General features: G+C 72.8%; 25 protein-coding genes and 1 tRNA gene. 13 read left to right on the top strand and 13 right to left on the bottom strand.

Going from position 1 to position 23,889, the window contains the following annotated elements; genetic code table 11:
• Positions 1 to 32: 32 nt before the first annotated feature.
• The 4 genes from DZF91_RS05735 (at position 33) to DZF91_RS05720 (ending at position 3,716) form a co-directional block, all read left to right on the top strand.
• Positions 33 to 1,292 carry an MFS transporter gene (locus tag DZF91_RS05735; protein WP_117356444.1) on the top strand — a complete coding sequence of 420 codons (1,260 nt, stop codon included), beginning with the start codon at positions 33 to 35 and terminating at the stop codon, positions 1,290 to 1,292.
• 108 nt (positions 1,293 to 1,400) lie between these two features.
• A complete protein-coding gene (locus tag DZF91_RS05730; RefSeq protein WP_117356443.1) occupies positions 1,401 to 2,066 on the top strand; it encodes a GntR family transcriptional regulator in 666 nt (221 codons plus the stop codon).
• A 120-nt stretch (positions 2,067 to 2,186) separates the two neighbouring features.
• Positions 2,187 to 3,071 (top strand): KPN_02809 family neutral zinc metallopeptidase, encoded by an 885-nt coding sequence (gene ypfJ, locus DZF91_RS05725; RefSeq protein ID WP_117356442.1) that lies wholly within the window; start codon positions 2,187 to 2,189, stop codon positions 3,069 to 3,071.
• A 330-nt stretch (positions 3,072 to 3,401) separates the two neighbouring features.
• Entirely contained in the window at positions 3,402 to 3,716 is a 315-nt protein-coding gene (locus tag DZF91_RS05720) for a type II toxin-antitoxin system VapB family antitoxin (RefSeq protein WP_117356441.1), read from the top strand.
• Between the two features lie 140 nt (positions 3,717 to 3,856).
• Here DZF91_RS05720 and DZF91_RS05715 read toward each other — a convergent pair whose 3' ends face one another.
• Positions 3,857 to 5,008, bottom strand: a complete 1,152-nt coding sequence (locus DZF91_RS05715) for an epoxide hydrolase family protein (RefSeq protein ID WP_117356440.1) — start codon at positions 5,006 to 5,008, stop codon at positions 3,857 to 3,859.
• A gap of 64 nt (positions 5,009 to 5,072) precedes the next feature.
• Between DZF91_RS05715 and DZF91_RS05710 the strand changes: the two genes are divergently transcribed.
• Positions 5,073 to 6,050 carry a helix-turn-helix transcriptional regulator gene (locus DZF91_RS05710; RefSeq protein ID WP_199486434.1) on the top strand — a complete coding sequence of 326 codons (978 nt, stop codon included), beginning with the start codon at positions 5,073 to 5,075 and terminating at the stop codon, positions 6,048 to 6,050.
• Between the two features lie 168 nt (positions 6,051 to 6,218).
• On the opposite strand, the gene DZF91_RS05705 is transcribed toward DZF91_RS05710, so the two are convergent.
• The 7 genes from DZF91_RS05705 to upp all read right to left on the bottom strand — a co-directional run bounded on the left by DZF91_RS05705 (position 6,219) and on the right by upp (position 13,385).
• Positions 6,219 to 7,556, bottom strand: a complete 1,338-nt coding sequence (locus tag DZF91_RS05705; protein WP_117356438.1) for a CynX/NimT family MFS transporter — start codon at positions 7,554 to 7,556, stop codon at positions 6,219 to 6,221.
• A 671-nt stretch (positions 7,557 to 8,227) separates the two neighbouring features.
• On the bottom strand, positions 8,228 to 8,944 hold the full coding sequence (locus DZF91_RS05700) for a FadR/GntR family transcriptional regulator (protein WP_117356437.1): 717 nt from the start codon (positions 8,942 to 8,944) through the stop codon (positions 8,228 to 8,230).
• Between the two features lie 392 nt (positions 8,945 to 9,336).
• Complete coding sequence (locus DZF91_RS05695; protein WP_117356436.1) at positions 9,337 to 10,773, bottom strand: helix-turn-helix transcriptional regulator; 1,437 nt, start codon at positions 10,771 to 10,773, stop codon at positions 9,337 to 9,339.
• A 357-nt stretch (positions 10,774 to 11,130) separates the two neighbouring features.
• Entirely contained in the window at positions 11,131 to 11,655 is a 525-nt protein-coding gene (locus DZF91_RS05690; protein ID WP_117356435.1) for a PH domain-containing protein, read from the bottom strand.
• An 8-nt stretch (positions 11,656 to 11,663) separates the two neighbouring features.
• On the bottom strand, positions 11,664 to 11,822 hold the full coding sequence (locus tag DZF91_RS39480) for a hypothetical protein (protein WP_158587860.1): 159 nt from the start codon (positions 11,820 to 11,822) through the stop codon (positions 11,664 to 11,666).
• Between the two features lie 171 nt (positions 11,823 to 11,993).
• Positions 11,994 to 12,251, bottom strand: coding sequence for a hypothetical protein (locus tag DZF91_RS05685; RefSeq protein WP_117356434.1), 258 nt, complete (start codon positions 12,249 to 12,251; stop codon positions 11,994 to 11,996).
• A 495-nt stretch (positions 12,252 to 12,746) separates the two neighbouring features.
• On the bottom strand, positions 12,747 to 13,385 hold the full coding sequence (gene upp, locus DZF91_RS05680) for a uracil phosphoribosyltransferase (RefSeq protein ID WP_117356433.1): 639 nt from the start codon (positions 13,383 to 13,385) through the stop codon (positions 12,747 to 12,749).
• 1,079 nt (positions 13,386 to 14,464) lie between these two features.
• Between upp and DZF91_RS40960 the strand changes: the two genes are divergently transcribed.
• The 5 genes from DZF91_RS40960 (at position 14,465) to DZF91_RS05655 (ending at position 16,527) form a co-directional block, all read left to right on the top strand.
• The gene (locus DZF91_RS40960) at positions 14,465 to 14,635 is read left to right on the top strand and encodes a hypothetical protein (protein ID WP_199486432.1); all 171 of its coding nucleotides are present in this window, start codon (positions 14,465 to 14,467) and stop codon (positions 14,633 to 14,635) included.
• 276 nt (positions 14,636 to 14,911) lie between these two features.
• Positions 14,912 to 15,397: a tRNA adenosine deaminase-associated protein gene (locus tag DZF91_RS05670; protein ID WP_117356462.1), complete on the top strand. Its 486-nt coding sequence runs from the start codon at positions 14,912 to 14,914 to the stop codon at positions 15,395 to 15,397.
• A gap of 68 nt (positions 15,398 to 15,465) precedes the next feature.
• Positions 15,466 to 15,903: a tRNA adenosine deaminase-associated protein gene (locus tag DZF91_RS05665; protein WP_117356431.1), complete on the top strand. Its 438-nt coding sequence runs from the start codon at positions 15,466 to 15,468 to the stop codon at positions 15,901 to 15,903.
• Between the two features lie 88 nt (positions 15,904 to 15,991).
• On the top strand, positions 15,992 to 16,429 hold the full coding sequence (gene tadA / locus DZF91_RS05660; protein ID WP_117356461.1) for a tRNA adenosine(34) deaminase TadA: 438 nt from the start codon (positions 15,992 to 15,994) through the stop codon (positions 16,427 to 16,429).
• A gap of 10 nt (positions 16,430 to 16,439) precedes the next feature.
• Positions 16,440 to 16,527 (top strand) — tRNA-Ser (locus DZF91_RS05655).
• 100 nt (positions 16,528 to 16,627) lie between these two features.
• Here DZF91_RS05655 and DZF91_RS05650 read toward each other — a convergent pair.
• The 4 genes from DZF91_RS05650 to DZF91_RS05635 all read right to left on the bottom strand — a co-directional run bounded on the left by DZF91_RS05650 (position 16,628) and on the right by DZF91_RS05635 (position 19,859).
• Entirely contained in the window at positions 16,628 to 17,539 is a 912-nt protein-coding gene (locus DZF91_RS05650; RefSeq protein WP_117356430.1) for an STM4015 family protein, read from the bottom strand.
• 110 nt (positions 17,540 to 17,649) lie between these two features.
• Positions 17,650 to 18,288 carry a class I SAM-dependent methyltransferase gene (locus tag DZF91_RS05645; protein WP_117356429.1) on the bottom strand — a complete coding sequence of 213 codons (639 nt, stop codon included), beginning with the start codon at positions 18,286 to 18,288 and terminating at the stop codon, positions 17,650 to 17,652.
• Between the two features lie 27 nt (positions 18,289 to 18,315).
• Positions 18,316 to 19,179 carry a DMT family transporter gene (locus tag DZF91_RS05640; protein WP_117356428.1) on the bottom strand — a complete coding sequence of 288 codons (864 nt, stop codon included), beginning with the start codon at positions 19,177 to 19,179 and terminating at the stop codon, positions 18,316 to 18,318.
• Positions 19,179 to 19,859, bottom strand: coding sequence for a B3/B4 domain-containing protein (locus tag DZF91_RS05635; RefSeq protein WP_235834105.1), 681 nt, complete (start codon positions 19,857 to 19,859; stop codon positions 19,179 to 19,181). The genes DZF91_RS05640 and DZF91_RS05635 overlap by 1 nt, the downstream gene beginning before the upstream one ends.
• A gap of 50 nt (positions 19,860 to 19,909) precedes the next feature.
• Here DZF91_RS05635 and DZF91_RS05630 point away from each other — a divergent pair, with 50 nt between their 5' ends.
• Together DZF91_RS05630 and DZF91_RS38790 are read left to right on the top strand one after the other, a co-directional pair.
• A complete protein-coding gene (locus DZF91_RS05630; protein ID WP_117356427.1) occupies positions 19,910 to 20,473 on the top strand; it encodes a helix-turn-helix domain-containing protein in 564 nt (187 codons plus the stop codon).
• Positions 20,474 to 20,557: 84 nt separating this feature from the next.
• Complete coding sequence (locus tag DZF91_RS38790) at positions 20,558 to 21,829, top strand: WD40/YVTN/BNR-like repeat-containing protein (protein WP_147341009.1); 1,272 nt, start codon at positions 20,558 to 20,560, stop codon at positions 21,827 to 21,829.
• Between the two features lie 204 nt (positions 21,830 to 22,033).
• On the opposite strand, the gene dnaN is transcribed toward DZF91_RS38790, so the two are convergent.
• A complete protein-coding gene (gene dnaN / locus DZF91_RS05620) occupies positions 22,034 to 23,182 on the bottom strand; it encodes a DNA polymerase III subunit beta (RefSeq protein WP_117356425.1) in 1,149 nt (382 codons plus the stop codon).
• A 187-nt stretch (positions 23,183 to 23,369) separates the two neighbouring features.
• On the opposite strand from dnaN, the gene DZF91_RS05615 reads away from it, so the two are divergent.
• Positions 23,370 to 23,864 carry a DUF3995 domain-containing protein gene (locus DZF91_RS05615; protein WP_117356424.1) on the top strand — a complete coding sequence of 165 codons (495 nt, stop codon included), beginning with the start codon at positions 23,370 to 23,372 and terminating at the stop codon, positions 23,862 to 23,864.
• Positions 23,865 to 23,889 lie beyond the last annotated feature (25 nt).

The raw sequence follows: 23,889 nt of genomic DNA, 5'->3' as shown, positions 1-23,889 counted from the left end.
CAAGTAGCCCCGAGCGAGAGATCCCCGCCGCGATGCCCGGAACCGACGAACCGCGTCCCGCCACGTCCGCCTGGCGGCCCGTCGCCGCCGCGATGTTCTGCTGCGGGTGGGCGGGCAACCAGTTCACACCTCTACTGGTCATGTACCGGCGGCTGGGCGGCTACTCGCCCCTCACCGTGGACGCGATGCTCGGCGCGTACGTCCTCGGCCTGGTGCCCGGGCTCCTGATCGGCGGCCCGGCGTCGGACCGGTACGGCCGCCGGCCGCTGATGCTCGTGGGGACGGCCCTGTCCGGCGTCGCGTGCGCCGTGCTCGCCGCAGGTCCGCTGGGCGTCGGGCCGATCTTCCTCGGCCGGATGCTGACCGGGGTGGCGGTCGGTGTCGCGATGGCCGTAGGGACGAGCTGGGTCAAGGAGCTGTCCGGCGCGCCCTTCGATCCCGGAGCGTCGCCAGGCGCGGGCGCGCGGCGAGCCTCCCTTGCGCTGACGGCCGGTTTCGGCATGGGCGCCGGTGTCGCGGGGGCGCTCGCGCAGTGGGCGCCTTGGCCGATGGTGCTTCCCTACCTGCCGCCCATCGCGATCGCGCTCGGTGTGCTGTTGCTGTTGCCGAAGGTCCCGCAACTGCCTCCGGGACGCATCGAGGGGCCGCTGTGGCGGGATCTGCGTGTTCCGGCCGCCGGGCATCGCCGGTTCGTCCGGGTGATCCTTCCTACGGCGCCGTGGATTTTCGGTGCGGCGGGCATGGCCTACGCCATCACGCCTCAGCTGGAAGCCGACCGGATGGGCTCCTGGCAACTCGTCTATGCGACGGCGCTGACCGTCCTTACGCTCGGGACGGGTGTGGCCGTTCAGCCCATCGCCAAGCGGCTGGACTCGGTCTCGACCGCACGAGGCGCGATGGTGGCGCTGGGGCTCGTCGGGTTGGGATCGCTCATGTGCGCGCTCAACGCCGGCCCACGCTCACCTTGGGCAGGATTGGCCGTGGCGGTCGTCCTGGGAGCGGGCTACAGCATCGGACTGGTCAGCGGACTCCTGGAGATCCAGCGCATCGCCACCGGCAAGGACCTGGCCGGCCTCACCGGAGTGTTCTACGCCCTCACGTACACGGGCTTCCTCCTGCCCGCCCTGCTGGCGTTCCTCTCCGCGGCCTTCTCCTACACCGTCCTTCTGCTCCTGGTGACGGCCGTTGTGCTCGCCTGCCTGGGCGTGGTGGCCGTCAACTCGCGCCGCCATCTTCCCCAGGACGCGTTCGCGAGCGCGCCGCACCTGGACCGAGCCGACGCGCAGGCATGAGCCGGGCCCTGACCGAGCGCCGGACGACACACCCCTGCGACGTACGCTCACGTCCCGGTGACGTCCCGGACGCTGAAAGCAGGACGCGTTCTGCGGGACGATGACGGCATGACCATGCGCACCCCCGCCGCCGAACGCGCGTACGCGCACGTGAGGCGACGCCTGCTGGACGGCACGCATCCCGGCGGCACGCTGCTGTCCGAAGGGGCGCTGGCCGAGCAGCTGGACATCTCCAGGACGCCCGTCCGCGAGGCGCTGCACCGGCTGGAGGCCGAGGGGTTCCTGCGGCTCTACCCGAAGCGCGGCTGGCTGGTCGTCCCGGTGACGTTGGCGGAGGGCCGGGAGACGATGGAGGCCCGGCTGCTCCTGGAGCTCTTCGCGCTGGACCGCGTCGCCGCCATGGGACCGGACCGGCTCCGGGAGCTCGGGCACGCGCTCGCCCCGGACGCCGACCCGACGCGTCCCGTCCGGGACGACGACTTCGTGGACATGGGCGCGTCCTTCCACAACCGGCTTCTCGCGGCGGCGGGGAACTCGGTCGTCCAGGACATGTACGCGCGGCTGTGGAACAAGCAGCTCCGGCTCACGGCGGGCTCCGTCGCCGACCCCGACAACGCCGCCGAGGACGTCGAGGAGCACGGCCGGATCGCCGCCGCGCTGCGGGAGGGCGACGCGCCGACCGCACGGCGGCTGCTGCGGGAGCACGCGGGCGGGATCCTCCGGCGGCTCGGCCTCGGCGGGCAGGACATCCGCCTCCCGCCGCCCGCCGGCTGACCGTCTGCGCTGGTCAACCGGCTGAGGGTGAAGTTATCCACAGCTTGGCGCGGCTTGTGCGAGTCGTTGGCGTCCGTGTCACCCTGGTGTGAGTGTGAAGGCACCGGGAAAAGGATCGGGATGGACTTCAGAGACGATGCCGAGCTCGACGCCTCGCAGGTGGAGGACGCCCGCGGCGGTGGCGGCGGCCTGCCCGGAGGCATGGTCATCGGCGGCGGCGCCGTCGGTGTCGTCGTGACGATCGTCGCGCTCGTGTTCGGCCTCGACCTGACGGGCGGGTCGGGGAGCGGGTCCCAGCCGGGCGGCGGGCAGGGGCGGATCGGCTCCGGCTCGAACCTGGCGGCCAAGTGCCGCACGGGTGCGGACGCCGACCAGTCGGCCGACTGCCGCATCGTCGGCACGGTCAACAGCGTGCAGAAGTACTGGTCGCAGCGGTTCGCCGCCGATGGGAAGCGCTACAGCCCCGCCAAGACGCGGCTGTTCAGCGGCGCCACCCAGACCGGTTGCGGGCACGCCACGTCCCAGGTCGGCCCGTTCTACTGCCCGGCCGACCGCCGCGTGTACCTCGACCTGACCTTCTTCGACGACCTGCAGCGCGACTTCGGCGCGAAGGGCGGCCCGTTCGCGCAGGCGTACGTGGTCGGCCACGAGTACGGCCACCACATCCAGAACCTGCTCGGCACGATGGGCAGGGTGAAGGCGAACGCCAAGGGCGCCACGGGCGGCTCGGTCCGGCTCGAACTCCAGGCCGACTGCTACGCCGGCACGTGGGCCAACCACGCGGTGTCCACCGGCTTCCTGACCCGCCTCACCGAGAACGACATCAACGAGGCCCTGGACGCCGCCGGAGCCGTCGGCGACGACCGCATCCAGGAGCGGTCGCAGGGCCGCGTCGACCCGGACGGCTTCACCCACGGCACCGCGGCCCAGCGCCAGAAGTGGTTCTCGACCGGTTACCGGACGGGCGACCCCGCCCAGTGCGACACCTTCTCCGGCTCCATCTGACCCGTCCCATCCCCTACCGAGGAGACCCGTGATCACACCACTCCCGCCCGGTCACCGGGCGTCGCCCTCTCCCGCCCCTGCTTACGGTGGCGGTGTCCCGGCGACGCGCCCGCGCCGCTCCGACACACCGCGCCGTACCGACACACCGCGCCGTACCGACACACCGCGCCGTACCGATACCTCTCGCCGTTCCGACACACCGCGCCGTACCGATACCTCTCGCCGTTCCGACACCCCGCGCCGGTCCGACGCCCCGCGCCGTTCCGACGTCCGGTGGGGCGCCTTCGCCTCGGAACCGTCCGCCGTCGCCGAGACCATAGACTCGAAGCCGTGATCTTCAAGGCGGTCGGCGACGGAAAGCCCTATCCCGAGCACGGCCTGTCCTCCCGGGACTGGGCCAAGATCCCGCCGCGGCAGATCCGGCTCGACCAGCTCGTCAGCACCAAGCGCGAACTCGACCTGCGCTCCCTGCTCGCCAAGGACTCCACGTTCTACGGCGACCTGTTCCCCCACGTCGTCCAGTGGAAGGGCGAGCTCTACCTGGAGGACGGCCTCCACCGGGCCCTCCGCGCCGCCCTCCAGCAACGCCTCGTCCTCCACGCCCGAATCCTCGACCTCGACGTCGTGGACCTGGGCACCCCATAGCCCTCCTCTCCTCCCCAACGTCCGAGCGAGGCGGGAGTGCCGGGCGGCTCTCCCGCGCCCCTGAGCACCTGGCTGAAGAGCCGGCCGTCATATGCGGCACGGCGCGCATATGCGGCACGGCGCGGCCCTCTACCGGTCGGTCAGCCCAGGCTTCGGAAGAACGCCCGGAGGTCGGCGATCATCAGGTCGGGGGTCTCCAGGGCCGCGAAGTGGCCGCCGCGCTCGAACTCCGACCAGCGCACCACGTTGTGCACCTGGTCGGCCAGCGCGCGGACGGAGAAGTCGGTGGGGAACACCGCGACGGCGGTCGGCACCGTCCCGCGTTCCTTCGGCGCCCACATGGTGTGGTCGTTGAAGCGCTCGTAGTAGGTGTGCGCCGCCGAGCCCGCGGTGCCGGTGAACCAGTAGACGCTCACGTCGGTGAGGATCCGGTCCCGGTCCACCGCCTCCTCGGGGAGTTCGGCGGAGGGGTCCGTCCAGTCCTTGAACTTCTCCACGATCCAGGCGAGCTGGCCGACGGGTGAGTCGTGCAGCGCGGCCGCGATCGTCTGCGGGCGCGTGCCCTGGAGCTGCATGTACGCGCCCTGCTTCTCCTGCCACTCCTTCATCCCGGCCAGCCGCGTCCGCTCGGCCTCGCTCAGCGAGCCCATGATCGCCGGATCGCCGCCGGGGAACGTGAGCAGGCCGTTGACGTGCACGCCGATGACGTCGTCCGGCGCGGCGCGTCCGACCAGCGGCGCGATGAACGCGCTGACGTCGCCTCCCTGGACGCCGTACCGGTCGTAACCGAGCCTGGACATCAGTTCCGCCAGCGCCGCGGCGGTACGGCCGTCGGTCCAGCCGGTGGCGGGCAGCGGGCCGGAGAAGCCGTACCCCGGAAGGGACGGGATCACCAGGTGGAACGCGTCCGCGGCCTCGCCGCCGTGGGCTCGAGGGTCGGTGAGCGGGCCGATGAGGTCGAGGAACTCCACGACCGAGCCGGGCCAGCCGTGCAGCAGGAGGAGCGGGGTGGCGTCGGCCTCGGCGGAGCGGACGTGCAGGAAGTGCACCTGAGCGCCGTCCACGGTCGTGGTGAACTGCGGATGGGCGTTGAGTGCCGCCTCCTGGGCGTACCAGTCGAAGCCGTCGGCCCAGTAGGTCGCGAGTTCCCGCAGGTAGCCGGTCGGGACACCGCGCTCCCAGCCGGTGCCGGGCACCTCGGGGGCCCAGCGGGTGCCGTGCAGCCGCTCGCGCAGGTCATTGAGGTCGGCCTTCGGAATCTGGACGCGGTAGCTCTGGATCTCGTTCGTCATGTCCGGAACGGTAGGTGCCATTGGTGTCAGGTTCAGGCACCGATCACGGACGACAATGGTGCCCATGTTGGAGACCTCGGCGCGGCTGCTGCGCCTGCTGTCCCTCCTCCAGGCGCGCCGGGACTGGACCGGCGCCGAACTCGCCGACCGGTTGGGCGTCGGCCTGCGCACCGTTCGGCGTGACGTCGGGAGGCTGCGCGAGCTGGGCTATCCGGTCGACGCCGTTCCGGGTGCGGCCGGCGGGTACCGGCTCGGGGTGGGCGCGGCGTTGCCGCCGCTGCTGCTCGACGACGAGGAGGCCGTCGCGGTGGCGATCAGCCTGCGCATGGCGGCGACCGGCAGCGTCGCCGGCCTGGAGGAGGGCGCGGTGCGGGCGCTGGCCAAGCTCCAGCAGCTCCTGCCCTCGCGGCTGCGGCACCGGATGGAGGCGTTCCGCGCGGCGACCGTGCCGCTGCCCGGATCGGCCGGTCCGGAGGTCGGCGCGGATCTGCTGGCCGCGGTCGCCGCCGCCTGCCGGGACCGGCGCCGCGTGCGCCTGCGCTACCGCGGACGCGACGGCGTCACCGCGCGCGAGGTCGAACCGCACCGGCTGGTGCACACCCCGCGCCGGTGGTACCTGGTGGCGTGGGACGTGGCGAAGGACGACTGGCGCACCTTCCGCGTGGACCGGATCGAGGAGCCGCTGGGCTCGCCGGGCGCGCGCTTCACACCGCGCCCGCCGCCCGAGGAGGGCACGGCCGCCTACGTCTCCCACGGCATCACCTCGGCGCCGTACGCCCACCAGGCGCGCATCCTCTTCCACGCGCCGCTGGAGGCGGTGGCGCCGCGCACGTCGCCCGGCGCTGGGCGGCTGGAGGCCGTGGACGCTCACACCTGCCTGTTCACGGCCGGCTCGAACTCGCTGCACGAGCTGGCGGTGCACGTGGCGGTGAAGGGGTTCGACTTCGAGGTGCTGGACCCACCGGAGCTGGTCCCGGTGTTGCGCGAGGTCCGCGACCGCCTCGACCGGGCCGTGACGAAGTCGGCCGAAGGCTCCGACTGAATCCCTGCTGCTTGCAGAGGTGGAGCGCATGCCGGCTCGGGGCGAGTACGGCGCTCAGACGTCCGTAGCACCGCTGGCCAGGGCATTTGCGTGCGGAGATGCCGACGCGCCCCCTGGGACATCTCCGCAGGGGACGCGTCGGTTGCCGGTGCTTCTAGTTCGACCGGATCAGCGGCTTCGGGCCGGTTCCTGGGCGGGAAGCGGGACCTCGGACTCGATCAGGTACTCCAGCTCGGACTCGGCGGTGTCCGTACTCGGACGGACGAACCCGGGCCGCGAGGCCACGAGGCCCAGGACCACCTCGGGGACGATCAGGACGAACAGCAGTCCCAGCGAGGTCGTCCAGCCGCCGGTCAGGTCGTGCAGCAGCCCGACGGCCAGCGGCCCCACACCCGCGAGGAGGTAACCGGCGGTCTGCGCCATCCCGGACAGACGGGCCGCGATCATCGGGCTCGGGGACCGCAGGTTCAGCAGGGTGAACGCCAGCGGGAAGGCGCTACCCGTGCCGAGGCCGAGGAAGACGACCCAGAGCCATCCGGCGGACGGCGCGACGAGCAGGCCGCCGACGCCCAGCACCATGGTCGCGGCGACCGCGATCACCAGCGCGCTCTGGCGGCGCATCCGCGCGGCGGCCACCGGCGTCACGAACCCCAGCGGGATGCCGATCAGCATCATCACCGAGACCATCGCGCCGGCCTCACCGGCGGCGAATCCGTGGTCGCGCATGACCTGCGGCAGCCACGACATCAGGACGTAGAACATCAGCGACGCCAGTCCCATGAAGCCCGCGACGGACCATGCCAGCGGCGACCGGAGCAGCGACCCCTCCGTCTCCGGCTTCCCGGCCGACTCGCACTCCGCGCGACGTGCGGCGGTGGAACCGTCCTCGTCGTCCGCGAGCCTTCCGGCGGCGACGCGGCGGGAGCGGACCGCCAGCGGCCCCCAGGCCAGAACGCCGACGAGGGACGGGACGGCCCACACGGCGAGCGCCAGCCGCCATCCGCCCGCGCCGTCCAGCGGGACGGCCAGTCCGGCGGCGATCGCACCGCTGCCCGCCATGAGCATCATCATGAGGCCGGTCAGCGAGCCCACCCGGCTCGGGAACGCGCTCTTGATCACCGCGGGCATCAGCACGTTGCCCATCGCGATGCCCGCACCGGCGAGCACCGTCCCTCCGAACAGCGCGGGCTGCGACGGGACGACCCGCAGCACGATCCCGGCCGTGATCAGGGTGAGCGCCACCGTGATCGCCGCCTCGGCCCCGACGCGCCGCGCCACCACCGGCGCGACGGACGCGAACACGCCCAGGCACAGCACGGGCAGCGTCGTCAGCACGCTGACCTCGACGCCGCTCAGCCCCAGCGAATCCTGGAGGTCGCCGAGCACCGGGGCGACGCCGGTGATCGCGGCGCGCAGGTTGACGGTCAGCAGGATGAGCCCGATGAGGGTCCAGAGCGCCGTCAGCCGCGAGACGGACGGCGCGGTGGTCGATGTCTTGGTGATCATGATCCTTCGGTCCTGGCCGCCGCTCGGGGCGGCGATGTCGTCATGGTCGGTCTGTCTGTCGCGGACGCGTGCTCACACACGCCTGTGTTTCCGGGTTCGCCCGGCGGAGGCCGGCCGCCCTCTTCGGGCTCGCTCCGCATAGGCGGCAAATGAAGATGTTCGGGGGGCACGCCCGCCCTCCACGGAGACGTCGTCCGCGCGAGGTCCGTGCTCCCCGAGCGCGGAACCGAAGGCCCCGTAGTGCGCGGCGCGTGAGAACCGGATCCGCTTGCCCAAGCACCGCTACGCGAATTTCTTTCACATTTCGCGAGCCCTGGGGTTTTCGTGCCGCGTGAGGCTCAGACCTCAGCGAAATCGAATGGCGCCCCACCGTGAGGCAGCACGTACGTTCCTGAACCCACGCCTATGCGGCTCAAGTCGGGTGTTCTTCGCGCTGGCGATGCGGCGAACACCGGCTCTCGCATCAAAGAGAACCTTCTCCACACGCCAAGGCGAAGAAGCAGGGCAGAAGACCCACGGCCGTTAGGCCGCCGCAGCGAAGCGACTCGGCGAGTGCCGACCCGGAGGGCAAGCGAAGCGGGCCGCTCCGGGGAGCGAGGCGCCGAGCCGAAGCCGATCACCCGGTCGGAGGTCGTCCGTCCTCGCGATCAGGGCCGCTCAGGCGCAAGCCCTCAGGGAGCGTCGGGGACGGAGCGTTCGACCTCGTCGTCGGTGTTGTGGTCGTCCGCCTCGTCCATGATCTGGTCGAGACATCGGCGCGCGGCGGTCGCCGCGGCCTGGCCGTCGCCCGCCGCGATCGCGGCGGCGATGGGGCCGTGCGGGATGTCGGCGTGTTCGACGACGGCGCCCGCCGCGCCGATGCTCGCCCGGAGGGCGGCGCTGAAGTCCCGGTACAGCTCGATCAGCATGCCGTTGTGAGTGGCCTCGACGACGGCGGTGTGGAACGCGAGGTCGGCCTCGACGAACTCGGGATGCTCCCGGGCGGCCCAGGCGGCGTCGCGCAGGACGAGCGCGGCCTCGATCGCGGTGAGGTCGGACGGGGTGCGGCGGACCGCGGCCAGCCGTGCCGCCTCCACCTCCAGCCCGCGCCGGATCTCCAGCGTCTCCACGAGTTCGGCGCGTTCCAGCCGCCGCCGCATCGCGCCGGACATCTCGCTCGTGGCGCGCACGTACGTCCCGTCCCCCTGGAGGCTCTCCAGGATTCCGGCGTGCGTCAGGGCTCGGACGGCCTCGCGGACGGTGTTCCGGCCGACGCCGAGGCTCTCCGACAGGACGGGCTCGGGTGGGATCCGGCCGCCTATGGGCCACGTGCCCGCGACGATCTCGCCCTTGAGCTGATCGATCACCTGCTCGACCAGGGACGAGCGGCGAGCTGTCCGCAGTGTCACGTTCCTCCTCACAAGCGGTACCGGGGTGACTCCTCCAATGAGCCAATCATCCCATGTCTCCATGTTAGGACGTCCAGGGGCCTTTCTTCATTCCAGCCCCAAGAACCCGTCCAGGCACGGTCAACCGGCCGGAGGCGCACCACAGAACATGCGATGACCAGCGGAAACGCCCCCACGCCCCGGCTCGCGTCCACCCGGCCGAACCGACGGTGTGCCTTCGATCACCCCGCCCTCAGCCCGTCCGGGCGAGACGGGAATGCGAAACGCGCCCCGGCGGGCACACTCTCGCGGAGCGTGCTCGTGGGCGCGCGTTAGGCAGGCGTAACTCCAGGGCAGGTCATCCCGCCTGAAGCGTCGGCCAACTCATGGCGTATGCGCAGGTCGCACGGACGTCAGACGCCGATGTCGCAGGGGGCCGTGTGCGGACGGGCGGCGCGGAGGCCCACGGCTTCGAGGGCCTGGCGATAGGCGGACGTGGCGGCATAGGTGTCGCCCGCGTACTGGAACAGGTCGCCCAGTTCGTGGAGCAGACGGGCCGACGCACGGGTCGCCGGAAGGTCCGTGAGCTGCGTCGCCGCGGCGCGCAGGACCACGAGCGCGGCCTGCGCGTCGTGCTGCGCCACTCGTGCGCGCGCGAGGACGAGCCGGGCCTGCGCCACCTTGAGCGTGCGGGCGACCAGGTCGGTGTCCGGCGGCGGGCCGAGTGCGGCGACGCCGTGCCCGTTCGGGGCGGCCAGCACCATGCCGGTCTCCAGGAACTCCTCCAGCCGGGAGATCGCCTCCGCCGGCTGCCCCAGGATCACCAGGGCGCGCGCCGTCTCCACAGTGCGTTCGGTGGCTTCGGAACCTTCCAGATCCTCGGCGCCCTGGAGCAGGCGCAGCGCCTCCTCGGCGGCGGCCGGGGACGCGCCGAGCGGCATGTCCTCCCGCACCGGCGTCTCCTCGGCGAACGCCGGGACGCCGCGCAGCAGGGCCTTCGCGGCGGCCAGGTCGAGCCGTGCGAGTCCCCGCGGGCGGGTGCCTTCGCCGCGTGCGGCGAGCGCCTGGTCGGCGAAGTAGAGCGAGTCGCCGATGGCGTTCTGTTCGAGGGCGCTGACGCTGGCCTTCTGATAGCAGACGCTCAGGGAGTCGCCGTCGCCGGAGCGTCCGGGCTCCTCGGCGGTCAGCAGGGTCCGTCCGAGGGCGTGCGCGCGGTCGAACTCCGAGCGGTCCACGTAGGCGAGCAGCAGCATCCGGCCCACCTCGATCCGCTCGTGCCCGCGCGCGAGGCCGAGTTCGTCCAGGCGTGCGAGGGTGCGCTCGCCCAGCGCGATGGCCTGGCCGAGGTCGCCGACCGCGTGGTAGCAGCGCGCCAGCGCGATCACGGGCGGCAGCCAACTGGTCCGTCCGGGGTCGCGTTCGGCCTGCTCGCGGAGCTCCTCGAAGAGGGCGATGGCGTCCTCGACGCGGCCGAGCCGCTCCAGCGCGTGCGCCTGTCCCTCGCGCGCCCGCGCGGTCAGGTCGGGGTCGTCGCTGCGCTTGATGACGTCCTCGAAGACGGACGCGGCGCCGCGCGGGTCCCCGGCCAGCAGGGCCAGGTGCGCGTGGCGCTCACGGACCTCCAGGTGGGCGCGCTGCTCGGGCTCGACGCCCTCGGCGAGGTACTCGGGCGTGCACCCGAGCCGCTCGGCCAGCATCCGCAGGACGGTCGGCGTCGGAGTCCGCTTCCCGGACTCGATCAACGAGATGTAGCTGTCGGAGAGATCGTGTCCGGCGAGCTGCGCCTGCGACAAGCGTCTGGTCAGCCGCAGGTTGCGGACGCGCTCCCCGACGTTGCCTGGACCCGGCATGAGAACTCACTTAGCGGAAGTAAACAGGCGGCTGGGGTTCCGACATAATTGCACATCGGCGGTTATCGCACGTCGAGAGTAACGAAGCGGTCCCAGTCGTCCCTAGATACGGCTTTGGTGGTAATAACGGCTCAGGCCAGTAGATCATGCTGGACGGCTCTCGCGCACGGAAGCGCTACCACGACCACAGGGCCCCGTCACGCCCGCACGCGCCCGCAGGCGCCCGCCGAGCAACGTGAGAAACGCCGCATCGCCCTCCCAGAGGCCCATGCCACACCGCCGGAGGGCCCGTCCGGGCAGGGGTGGAGTCGTATCCCACCACGTCCTCCCGTGACACAGATCACAGGGCCGGGGGTGTCAGTCGTCGGAGGCGTTCTTGTTCGGGAAGATCATCTCGCAGACCTCCAGGTACAGCTGCTCCGGGTAGGGCAGGTACGGGACGGCCGAGAGGGCCTGGTCCTGGCCGGCCGACTCCAGCACGAACTCGCCGTAGCCGAGCATCCGGCCCGCGACGGTGCGCTTGAAGCTCATGTCGGTGACCTTGGCCAGCGGCATCATCGCGACCTTGCGCGTGATCAGGCCCGTGGTCAGCAGCATCCGCTGGTTGGTGATCACGAAGTAGTCCACCGACCACTCGGCGACCCGCCAGACGAACCAGGCGAGCAGGAGCAGCCAGCCCCACCAGATCCAGCTGATCACCGAACCGGCGCTGGCCAGCGTGTTGCTGAGCACCCCGGCGAGGATCAGGCCGCCGAGGACGACGCCCACCGGCAGCATCAGGACGGCCGGGTGCCGTCGGACCGTGATGACCTGCGTCTCGTGCGGGAGCAGGTACTTGTTGACCGAAGCCGGGGCGGAGTCACCGGGCGTGACCAGGCGCATGGAGGACCTCAGCCGAGCGCGTCGAGGAAGGTGGCCACGGAGTCTGCGGCGGAGGTCAGCCCCGTCGCGACGCGGGCGACCGCGCGGGCGGCCCCGTCGGGCCGCTGCACGAGGTAGGCCACCGCCACGGCGGCGGCCGCCCAGGCGACGTACTTCTTCGCGGGCACTCATGCCTCCCGGTGCGGATGACCCACAGACCCTCGGCCAGTCTCGCACAGCGTCCAAGCGCGGCAAAGCATCCGTACGGCCCACTCCGCCGCCGTGTCACCCCAACCTGACCCCAACGTTCCGGGGCTCCCACTCGTTCTGTGGGGTGAGGGACGACGGAGACGGAAGGGTCAGGGGGTGTTGCCCAGTGAGGTGCGCGGTGAACGGCGCCTCTTCTCGGCGGCAACGACGGCCAGCACCTGCAGGTGCTTGCGCGCGACGCGCTCCACCAGATCCGGCGCCGCCGCACCGGTCACCTCGAGCGCGCCGTACCGGGCGGCGGCCACGCACCGCTGGACGGTCCGCTCGTCGTGCACCCCGGTGAACTCGCGGGCGAGGCGGTCGCCGATCTCGCCGAACGGCGGCTCGGAGTCCGGACGCTGAGCCATGACGCATTCCCCCAGCTCGCTCCCCCAGCTCCGATCCTGAACCGTCCCCGTGTGCCGAAGCGGCGGAGAGGAACGTACGCCGACGTTCCGTAAGTCCAGTACTACCCAAGGTGACCATTGCCCGAACCACCAAGATCGCCAAATGCGGACCGCCCGCTGGGTGGACCCCCCGGTGGGCGGGCGGCCGGCGGGCGCGCCGAGCGGGTGGGCGGTCCACCTGCCTGTGGGCGGTCCACCTGCCAGTGGGCGGTCCACCTGCCAGTGGGCGGTCCACCTGCCTGGGGGCGGTCCACCTGGTGGACGGGCGGCCGGTGGGCGCGCCGAGCGGGTGGGCGCGCCGAGCGGGTGGGCGCGGCGAGCGGTGGGCGAGCCGTCCCGTAGGCGGGCCGGCCGTCCCCGGTCGGCCGGACGAGGGGACGGCGCGGGGCGCGCGAGCGAAACGGAGGAAGAGAGGGGTGGGAGAAGGAGGGAGGAAGAAGCGCTGGAGGGCGAGGATCAGACGACGCCGTAGAGGCGGTCGCCGGCGTCGCCGAGGCCCGGGATGATGAAGCCGTGCTCGTTGAGGTGGTCGTCGATCGCGGCGGTCACGACGCGGATCGGGGCGTCGGTGTCGGCGAGCTCCTCTTCGAGGTACTTCATGCCCTCCGGGGCGGCGAGCAGGCACAGGGCCGTGACGTCGCGCGCGCCGCGGGCGAGGAGGAGCTTGATGGCCGCGGCGAGGGTGCCGCCGGTGGCCAGCATCGGGTCGAGGACGTAGCACTGGCGGCCGGACAGGTCGTCCGGCAGCCGCGTCGCGTAGGTCTGCGCCTGGAGCGAGCCCTCGTCCCGGATCATGCCGAGGAAGCCGACCTCGGCGGTGGGCAGCAGCCGCGTCATGCCGTCGAGCATCCCCAGCCCGGCCCGCAGGATCGGCACGACCAGCGGCTTGGGGCTCGCCAGCTGGACGCCGTGGGCCTCGGCGACCGGGGTCTGGACGGTGACGTCGGTCACCCGCACGTCCCGGGTCGCCTCGTAGGCGAGGAGGGTCACCAGCTCGTCCGCCAGGCGGCGGAAAGTGGGCGAGTCGGTGCGTACGTCGCGAAGCGTGGTGAGCTTGTGGGCGACGAGCGGGTGGTCGACGGCAAGGGTCTGCATACCTTCACGGTAGCCGACCCCGAACGCCTGATCAGATCGTGCCCGGCCTGCGGATAGGACGTCGAACCGCTGGGCACCATGGCGGTATGGACAGCGATCGTGAAGTCCGCCCGAGAGGCGGCTCCCGGCCCGTCCGGGAGCCCGCCCCGGACCCGCCCGGCGCGGAGGAGCGTCGGGCCCGAGCCCGCTCCCCCCGGAGCCCGGCGCACGTCGATCCGAGCCGTCCCGTCCGCTCCACGCGCGGACGGAGCCAGGAGACCGAGCGAACCCTCCGTACCGCCCGGGATGCCAGAGCTCAGGAGGCTCCTGAGGCGGTCGCGGAGCCGGACGCCGAGTCCGGTTCCGCCCCGATGACCCCCCGTCCCCACACTTGCGCAGCACCCTCGTCCGAGGCCGAACCTCGCGAGGCCGAACCTCGCGAGGCCGAGGCAGAGGCGCCCGCCCGGCAGGCGGCCGACGAGGCCTCTGCCGACACCGATCCGGCTCACCGCGCGCGGAGCGCGGGCGAGCGCCCCTCCCGTCCGAATGCCCGGACGGCTCCCACCGGTCCCGCGGCCCCCGCCCCACAGGAGGCGGAAGGTGAGAAGGCTCACCGGCCAGAGGAAGAGAAGGAAGCCTCCGCACCTGGGGTGGACGGTCGGCCCGGCTCCGCGAACCGACCGGATGCCCCGACTCCGCAGAGCGGGCGGAATCCCCGTCCCGCACGCCCCCGGAGGGCTCGGTCCGCCCGAGAATCCGGGGTGGACCAGCGGTTTCTCGATGTGGACGCGTTCTTCGACACCGGACGCCCCGCCCGTGTGACGGGTCGGGGGACCCGTGCGCAGGGGGCGGCCGGCATCGGTGATGCTGGATATATGGCCAGGAGAGTCGTCCGCCTGGAGTTGGAGCTCGACGCCGAACGCGGTCGGCGTTCGGAGGGCGGCCGTGTCCTGTGGAGGGGCGCGGGACGTCCGGCTCCGACGCCCGACGAGACCTGTACCGACGAGGACGTCCGTTACCGCGCCTCCCCGCGGCGCGACGGGGCGAACGGGGACGACGGGGAGCCCGGGCGGGGAACGGGCGATCCCCAGGAGGCGGGGGTGCTGAATCTCACGCCGGAGGAGTCGCGGGAGCGGCTGCGGCGGCGCGCCAGGTTCCTGCGGGAGCTCGCCGAGGCCCGTGAGCTGCGCGAACGCGTCACGCCGCATCGGGCGCGGCGCAAGCAGATCCACGCGGCCCTGCGTCGGCGCACGTTCCGGTTCCTGGGCTGACGGCCTGGCCGCCGCGCGGCGGCGTCCTGCCTGGTCGACGAAGGTGAGCAGGAGGCCCGGCGGGGTGCGGTGCCCTCGCCGGGCCCTCGAAACGTCCCTGCCGGAGGGGCCTACCGGCCATCCGAGGCTCCCGGCGGGGCCGGATCGAGTAGATTCGGACGGCGCGGTGTCCGGAAGGGCGCCGCGGCACCCCGCCCGGCACGGCGGCGGGGTTCGTGAGGGGTGGGGCACGTCCGTGCTCCGACCTCGCAGGACACGCGCGCCGGTGGGGTGGACATGACGGATGTGGACGCGGCGGACTTCGCCGTCGTGGTGTACCGAGAGGACGCCAACTGGGAGGCCGAGGTCCTTCCGGTCGCGTTGACCGAGGACCTGGAAGGGCTCATCCACGCCCTGCGGCAGCAGCCGAGCCTCGGCGGGACCATCGGGCTCGTCTCGGTGGGCGACGACTTCTTCGTGGCGATCCGGCTGCTCGGCGACGAGGACATGGTCTTCCTGTCCGACGTCACGGCCTCGGTGGACTGGCCGCTCGCCCAGCAGGTCCTGGAGTACCTCGACATCCCCGTCCCCGAGGACGAGGAGCTGGACCAGGTGCTCCCGGTCGGCGACATGTCGATCTTCTCCGACCTCGGGCTGGACGAGATGGAGCTGGGCGCGATCTCCGGCGACCTGGAGCTCTACCCGGACGAGATGCTGCTCAGCATCGCCGGACGCCTGGGCTTCGCCGTCGCCTTCGAGCGGGCCCTCGACGCCGTCGCCTGACCCCCGTCCGGCCCCTTGGGGCGGGTGAGGGGTGTGACCGGCGGAGCCTCGTGGTCCACAATGAACGGGTGTCGTATTTCGCCGCCGTCTTCGCCCGCACGCCGCAGGGCTGGGTCGGGACCGAGGCCGCGCTCGCCGAGGCCGAGAGCGTCGACGACATCGCCGACCAGCTCCGCGAGGCCGCCGTCGAGTCCTACGGGGACTCCGTGGTGCTGCTGGTGGAGCAGGAGGACGACTGGTTCGCGATCGTCCGGCTGGACGGCGACGACGAGCCCCGTGCCTACGTCTCGGCCGTCCGCGACGACCGGCTCGCGGGCCTGTTCCAGCCGCTCGTCGGGGACGCCCCGGACGGTGACCCGTCCGGCGACGCGTCCCTGCTCACCGATCTCGGCGTGGACGGCGAGCAGCTCGGCGAGCTGGGCGAGCGCTCCCTGCCCGGCGACGCGCTGCTGACGATCGCCGAGGCCGCCGGGTTCGGCGAGGAGTTCGACCGGCTCCGTGACTGATCAGGCCGCAGGTGCCCCGGAGCCGCCGCGGAGCCCGGACTTCGGCGTCCGCGCCACCGACGCCGCCGCCCGCGGGTACGAGCCGGTCATGCGCCTCGCCCTGGACGAGGCGCGCCTCGCGGCCCGGTCGGGGGACGTCCCGGTGGGGGCGGTGGTCCTCGGCCCGGACGGGACCGTCCTCGGACGGGGCCGCAACGACCGTGAGGAGACCCACGACCCGACCGGCCATGCCGAGATCGTCGCGATGCGCGAGGCCGCCTCGGCGCTCGGCTCGTGGCGCCTGTCCGGCTGCACGCTGGTGGTGACCCTGGAGCCCTGCACGATGTGCGCGGGGGCCGCGGTGCAGTCCCGCCTCGACCGCGTCGTGTACGGCGCGATCGACGAGAAGGCGGGCGCGGTGGGCTCCCTGTGGGACGTCGTCCGGGACCGCCGGCTCAACCACCGGCCCGAGGTGATCATCGGCGTCCTGGCCGACGAGTGCGCCGCTCCGCTAATCGAGTTCTTCGCATCCCGCAGAGTCCGGTAGGCTCTTCCGCGGTGGCGTCGCCTAGTGGACGAGGGCGCACGCCTCGAAAGCGTGTGAAGTGCAAGCTTCCGTGGGTTCGAATCCCACCGCCACCGCCATCTAGATGGCCTTTGAGCTGGCCAAACGTCTGAGGGCGGCACCTGCGGGTGCCGCCCTCAGACGTTTTCTGGTTTCAGCTGCCCTTCGCGCGCGGGCTTGTTATTCGGAGATGGCGATGTAGAGCCAGCCGTCGTCCGGGGTCTGCTGTTCGGTCAGGTTGAGGTCTACGCCGGGGAGGGCGTGGCGGAGTCGGCGCATCATGTCGTCCGACAGGTAGTGGTGGTGCAGGTCGAGGGAGTTCAGGTGGGTGAGGGGCTGGCCGGTCAGCAGCGCCTCGGCGCCGCGGTCGGTGAGGGTGCCCTTGGCGAGGCTCAGGGACTGCAGTTGGGCGACGACCGGCGCCGTCGCGACGGCCTCGGCGATCTGGTCCTGGAACTCGCAGTTCTCCAGGGCGAGCCGCCGGAGCGCCGGGAACCGCTCCCCCGAGAGGAACGGCTCCAGGTCGTCCATGCGGACCTCGCCGCCGTAGTTGTAGTTCGGGTCGCCGATCCAGAAGTCCAGATGGGCGAGGTTGGGCAGGTCGCTCTCCCACACCGCCCGGACCACCTCGGCGGGCAGGCCGCCGGACTCGAAGCGCAGTCTCCGCAATGTGGTGCTCGCGACCGGCTGGAGGAGCAGGCCGTCGCCGCCGCGGACCTCGAACTGCTCGAGCGCGGGGTAGGCGGCGAGCAGGGGCGTGACGTCGGAGAGCCGGATCCAGGAGATCTCCGCCTGCTCCCTGGACATGTCGCCGAGGAACAGGGCACGCAGCGCGGGCATCCGGTCGGCGGCCTCGACCAGGGCTTGCACCGGATCGGGCTCGTCCTCGTCGTCGTAGGCCCACCAGCCCACGACCAGGGCGGTGATCCGCTCGGCCGGGACGGCGTCGAACAGGCGTTGCAGCACGTCACGCCACTTGTCGCGGCCGTTGCTGTCGATCTTCCAGGCGACGGACTCGGGGGCGACGCCCGGTTCCGCCTCGCGCCGGACGGGCAGTCCGGCGAACTCGGTCAGGTTCTGCTGCTCGATCACGTCCTCGCTCCGGCGACTCGTCAGGGACCGGCAGGATCGTCCGGTCCAGGTTCTTCGGGGGCCGGCTGGTCCGGGGTCCCGGTGCTGTTTCGTACGGGGCGCAGAACTGATCAAGTGCGGCGGAGCAGCAGGCGGCCCTGGCGGTGGCGTTCGTTCTCGGCGGGCTCGCGGAGGCTGCGTTCGACCTCGGTGAAGCCGGCCTCGGTGACGCGGGCGGCGAGGGCGTCCAGGGACCAGCGGTAGGCGGGGGCGACCCGGTGGTCGAAGGGCACCGGGTCGGGGCCGTCCGCCGCGAAGAAGCCGAGCAGGAGCAGGCCGCCGGGCGCCAGGACGCGGTGGAACTCCTCCAGGTAGGGGCGGAGTTCGGCGGGCGGGGTGTGGATGAGGGAGTACCAGGACAGGACGCCGCCGAGGGAGGCGTCCGGGACGGCCACGGCGTCCATGGAGGAGAGGTCGAAGCGGATCTCCGGATGGGCGCCGCGGGCGATGTCGATCATCGCGGGGGCGATGTCGAGGCCGAAGGCGTCCAGGCCGAGGTCGCGCAGGTGCGCGGTCATGTGGCCGGGGCCGCAGCCGACCTCGACGGCGGCCGGGTTGCCGGAGGCGCGGACCAGTTCGGCGAACGCCGCGAGCGTCGCCCTGTCCAGCGCCGCGTCGTCGAGGATGCCGGCGACGAACTCGGTGTACAGGACGGCGACCGCGTCGTAGGCGTCGGCGGTGGCGCCGACGTAGGAGGAGGAATCAGGCACGGCCGTCCACTCTAGGGGGCGGGACGGTCAGCCGACGGTGACCAGCGTGACGCCCGTGGCGGCCAGCGCGAGGCCGACGCGTTGGACGCTGCGGAGCCGCTCGCTGTAGGCGATCCGGGCCAGCAGGACGGTGATCGCCGGGTAGAGCGAGGTCAGGACGGCGGCGAGGCTGAGCAGGCCGCTGTTCACCGCGAGGTAGTAGAGGACGTTCGCGGACGCGTCCAGGGCGCCGGAGAGGAGCGCGAGGCCGATCAGGCGGCGTCCGGACACGCGCGCTCCGGGCGCGCCGCCGCGCGCGAGGACGACGGCGAGGGCGAGCGCCACGACGGCGAGGTTCCCGGCGCGGGCGGCGACGAGGGGCCAGAGGCCGCCGTCCGTCCCGGCGGCCTTGACCAGCACGAAGAACAGGCCGAAGCAGACGCCGGAGACGCCCGCCATGAGCGGGCCGCTGTCCAGCACGCCGCGGGACCGCTCGGACGGGCCGTCCGACTTCTCCATGCTGACCAGGGCGATCGCCACCAGGCAGATCAGGACGCCGGTGAGGACGGTCGCGTCGAGGCGTTCGCCGCGGGCGACGCCGACCGCGATCGGCAGCAGCGCGGACGCCAGGGCCGAGACGGGGGCGACGACCGACATGGGACCGCGGGCGAGCGCCCGGTAGAAGGCCAGCAGGCCCGTGCCGCCCGCGATCCCGGCGGCGAACCCCCAGGCCAGCGAGGCGGAGGTGGGGGTGCGGCCGGTGAGCAGCGCGGAGGCGGCCAGCACGGCGAGGCCGGCCGGGACGCACCAGAACAGCGCCTTGAGGGTGCTGGAGTACCGGGTGACCGTGCCGCCGAGGAAGTCGGCGACGCCGTAGGCCAGCGCGGCGCCGAGCGCGAGGATCGTGATCATCAGTCGAGCAGCCTGGTCTCGATCCGGACGTCCGGGGAGATCGCGCGGAGGTGGGCCGCGAGCGCGTCGCCGGCGGCGCGCAGGCGGTCGAGCGGGTACGGCTCGAGGCGTTCGAACAGGAACAGGGCGTTCTTGGTGTCCTCGGTGATGCGGGTGCGGACGCACTGCCGCCAGTTCCAGCGGCGGCAGGTGACGCCCCTGTCGTCCCGCCAGACGACCTCGCCCTCGGACGGGTGCTCCACGGCCGGTTCGCCGTTGACGACGACGTCGAACGGCTCATCGCCCCGCGCGCGCACGAGGCGGGCCGGGCCCTCGTAGGTGTCGAGGTCCTCGCCGCCGATGGGCAGGGCGTACTCGACGCTGACGGCGTTGTAGGCGTCCACGACGCGGTTGATGGCGGGCAGGGCGTCGGCGCGGCGGAGCAGCGCGTCCACGGACGGCCGGGTCCGCTTGGGCTTGGCGCCGAACGCGGTGTACGCCTCGCGCCACGACTCGACGTGCGGGTCGGACGGGTCGGCGGCGGTCGCGGCGGCGGCCAGCCAGCCCTCGGACGTCGCGTCCGAAGGGCCGTTGACCAGGCCCTCCGCGGACATGAGGAGCACCGCGAAGTCGGGGCGCAGTTCGCGCACCGCGGCGTCGACGACGATCTGTTCCAGCATGGAGAACACCCTTTCGGTCATTTAAGCGGACTCTGTATATCATTATATCGACCGAAGGTAGGGTGACGGGGATGAGCGATCAGGAGGCGGTCGGCGGCGCCGTCGCGCGGACCGTCCGGGCCCTGCGCACCGGCCACGGCTGGAGCCTGGACGAGCTCGCCGAGCGCGCGGGCGTCAGCAAGGGCGTCCTGGTCAACCTGGAGCAGGCGCGCGGCAATCCCAACCTCGGCACGCTCATCCGGGTCTCGGACGCGCTCGGCGTCCCGCTCGTCCGGCTGGTGCAGGTGAGCGAGGAGCCGCCGGTCCGGCTGTTCCCGCCCGCGCGGCAGGTGGTGCTGTGGGAGGGCGAGTCCGGCGGCACCGGGACGCTGCTGGCGGGCACCGACCCGCGCCCGACCATGGAGCTGTGGCGCTGGGAGCTGCGGCCGGGCGAGCTGCGCGAGAGCGAGGCGCACAAGCCGGGCACCAAGGAGATCGCGCACGTCGAGTCCGGCACGCTGACGCTGTATGTGGACGGCCACGCCGAGGCCGTTCCCGCCGGGACCGCCGCGCTCTTCCCCGGCGACCGTCCCCACGGTTATGGAAACGACACCGCGGAGCCAGTGCGCTTCACCCTCGCGGTACAGGACCTGTAACGCTCCCGAGGGACCGGAACGGCCCGAAGCGCCTCGTGCGTTCAGAGGGTGGGGGACGCTTGTCAACACACCCCCGGACCGTTCATGATCCCGTCCAGCGGGGACGTCGGTCCTGACCTTCACGAGGGGCTGCTCACGGTGAACCGGAACGCGACCCGAGCCCGCGCCGGAGTGACCGGCGCGGTGATGGCGCTCTTCCCGCGCGCCGCCCTCGGCCCCGGCGGCGCCCCCTCCGCGAGCGTGCCGCCGCCGGGCGTCGCGGGATGCCTGCTTTCGGGGATCACGGCGGGGCCGTGCGGGGTCTGGGTGGTCGGCTCGGTCGGCCAGAAGCCCCTGGCCGCCCGCTGGGACGGCTCGTCCTGGGCCGTCCTGCCGGATCCTTCCGAGGCCTCGTTGGCTTCCGCGGCGTTGGTGGGAGCTCGGCTGCGCGGTGTGGCCCACGTCCCTGGCGGGGACAGTGTGGTTGCTGGCCGGGAAGGCGTTCAGGCGACCGAGCGCGGACGGCACGCCGGGCAGGAGGACGATCCAGGCGCGGGCGGCGGTCCGCGATCAGGGACGGGCGGTCCGGCGGGCGGCGGTTCGCGATCAGGGAAGGGCGGTCCGGCGGACGGCGCGACGGTGATCGCCGTCGGCGGCGCGTACGACCGGCTTGAGCGCGGGGACGTGGCGCTCATCCGGCATGGGGACGGCACCTTCTGGACGTCCTGGGACGCCCCTGAACTGCTGCGCGGGCTCGTCCTCAACGCCGTGGCAACCGCCGGCGCGGCCGGGCAGGACGGCGCGTGGGCCGTGGGGCACGCCACCCCGCACGGGCCGCGGGCGCTGTACTGGGACGGCACATCCTGGAATCCGTCCGACATGCCGGACATCCCGCGCGGACGGCTCGTCGCCGTGGCCGCGACGGCCCCGGACGACGTCTGGGCCGTCGGGTCCGACGACCGGGCCGGTCTCGTCCTGCACTTCGACGGACGAACCTGGAACCGCGTCCGCAGCCCGGCCAAGGGTCCGCTGGCCGGGGTGTCCGCGACGGCCGCGGATGACGTCTGGGCCGTCGGGCACGGCGGCGTCCTGCACTGGGACGGACGGCGCTGGTCTCGAATGAAAACCCCGCTGACCTCGGCGAACACCGTGGCGGCTCGGGCATCCGACGACGTCTGGACCGCGGCCGGCGACGGCGGCGCGGCCCACTACGACGGCCACGGCTGGACGGACCGTTCCACCGCCGAGCCGGTCGTCTGGCTCGCCTCGGCGTCCGCCCCCGACGGCACGCTCTGGCTCGCGGGCAGCCGGGCTCAGGAGCCCGCCTCGGACGCGACCGCCTCCCCCGACATCACCGCGCAGCCGAAGGACGCCTGACTCCTCCTGGATGTCCCTTGAGGGGCGGGAAGAGCCGTTCGCGCGGCTCTTCCCGCCCCTCAACGAACAAAGCCGTTCGTGCCGGCCCAGGGCGGCACGAACGGCGCAGCCCTAGACGGGCGCTGAGGGTGGTTCGTCGCGGTCACGAGTCGGCCCGGGGCCCGGCCCCCGGCCCCCGGCCGTGACGCCTCGGCGGTGAGGGCGTCAGGAGGTCAGGCGGACGGGCATGGCCAGGTAGCGGAAGCCCGTGTCGGCGTCGAGGTCGGCCCCCTCGCCCTCCTTCTCCGGGTCGGGGATGCCGGTGAGCAGCGCGGCCTTGGTCGGACCCGCGCATTCGAGGCGGGCGTACTCGGTGTGGATGCCGGCCAGGCCGTCCAGCAGGTACTGCGGGCTGAAGGCGATGTCGATCTCGTTGCCGTCGAGTTCGGCGCCCAGCGACTCGTTCGCCCGGGCGGCGTCACCGGACGCGGCGCGGACGCTGACCTCGCCGCCCGCGAACGCGAGCCGGACGGGCGTGCTGCGCTCGGTGACCAGCGCCACGCGCTTGATCGCCTCGACGAACGGGGCGGTGCGGACGCGGGCGACCGACGTCCAGTCGCCGGTGAGCCGCTTGCGGTAGTCGATGTACTGGTCGTCGAGCAGGCGCGTGGTCATGCTGCGGTCGCCGCCGGACACCCCGATGAGGGTGTCGGCCTCCCCGGTCAGGCCCAGCGCCACGGTCGCGCCCGGCCGGATGGCCTTGGCGGTGTCGGCGAGGGTGCGCGCCGGGACGACGACCCCGGCGTGGAAGTCCTCGGCGTCCGGCGACCAGGTGAGCTCGCGGGCGGCGATGCGGTACCTGTCGGTGCAGGCCAGCCACATGGTGTCGCCTTCGAGGTCGATCCGGACGCCGGTGAGCATCGGCAGCGTGTCGTCGCGTCCGGCGGCGGGGGTGACCTGGGCGACGGCGGCGGCGAACGCCTCCCCGGCGACCGTGCCCGCGCGGGCGGGCGGCTCGGGGAGGGTCGGGTAGTCCTCCACGGGCATGGTCTGCAGGCCGAACTCGGCGCTGCCGCAGCGCAGGACGAGCTCGCTGTCCTTGGTGAGGAACTCGACCGGCTGCGCGGGCAGGCTGCGGACGATGTCGGCGAGCAGCCGTCCGGGGACGAGCGCCCGGCCGGGGGTGTCCACGGCGGCGTCCAGCCTGGCCTGCGCGGACACCTCGTAGTCGAACCCGGCCAGCTCCAGGCCGCCGTCCGCGTCCGCGACCAGGCGCAGTCCCGCGAGGACGGGCTGCGCCGGACGCGCGGGAAGCGTGCGGGCCGCCCAGGCCACGGCGTCGGCGAGCGCCCCACGATCGACCCGGAACTCCATGATCCACCCCTCGCTGGTCGAAATCCGGCAGCGTCCCGAACCCTAACCCCGCCCACCGACAGAACCGAGCCGAAGCAGAACCCGGGGAACGCACAGAACCCCCGCCCGTAGAACTCACCCGTGGGGGGGAGCTGGATCGCCGACGTGGGGGAAGACGCGGCCGGAGGCGAGCGCGCAGGATCGGAGTATGCAGATCACCCCCGCCCGCCTCGTCCGCCACCCCGCGAGCACGCCCGTGACCGGCCGGGTCGCCGCCTACGCGGCGGCACTCTGGGGCCTGCTGTTCTCCCTCGTCCACGTCTACTGGCTCGCGGACGGACGCCTCGGCCTTCCCGACGGACGCAGCATCTACGGGACACCCGCGCTGCTGGTCATCGACGTGATCGCCATCCCGGCGTCGCTGGGCGCGGCGGGGCTCGCGCTGGCGCTCGTCCGTCCCTGGGGCGGGCGGCTGCCGGGCCGGATGGTCCGCGCGGCGGTCTGGGGGACGACGGCGCTGCTCGTCCTGCACGCGCTGCCCAGCGTCCCCGACTGGATCGCGCTCGCCTCGGGCATGCGCCACCTGGGCGATCTCAGCGCGGAGGAGCGTTTCGCGACGTTCGTCTACGAGCCGTGGTTCCTGACCGGCGGCGTGCTGTTCGGTCTCGCAACGGGCGCGATGCGCGGCCGTCCACCGGCGTAGGCCCCGCACGGGGCGCGGGGCCTAC

The sequence above is a fragment of the Actinomadura logoneensis genome, from assembly GCF_003428695.1.
Lineage (GTDB): Bacteria > Actinomycetota > Actinomycetes > Streptosporangiales > Streptosporangiaceae > Spirillospora > Spirillospora logoneensis.
Note: the sequence above shows the minus strand (reverse complement) of the source record. Positions and strands in the feature narration are given on the sequence as shown.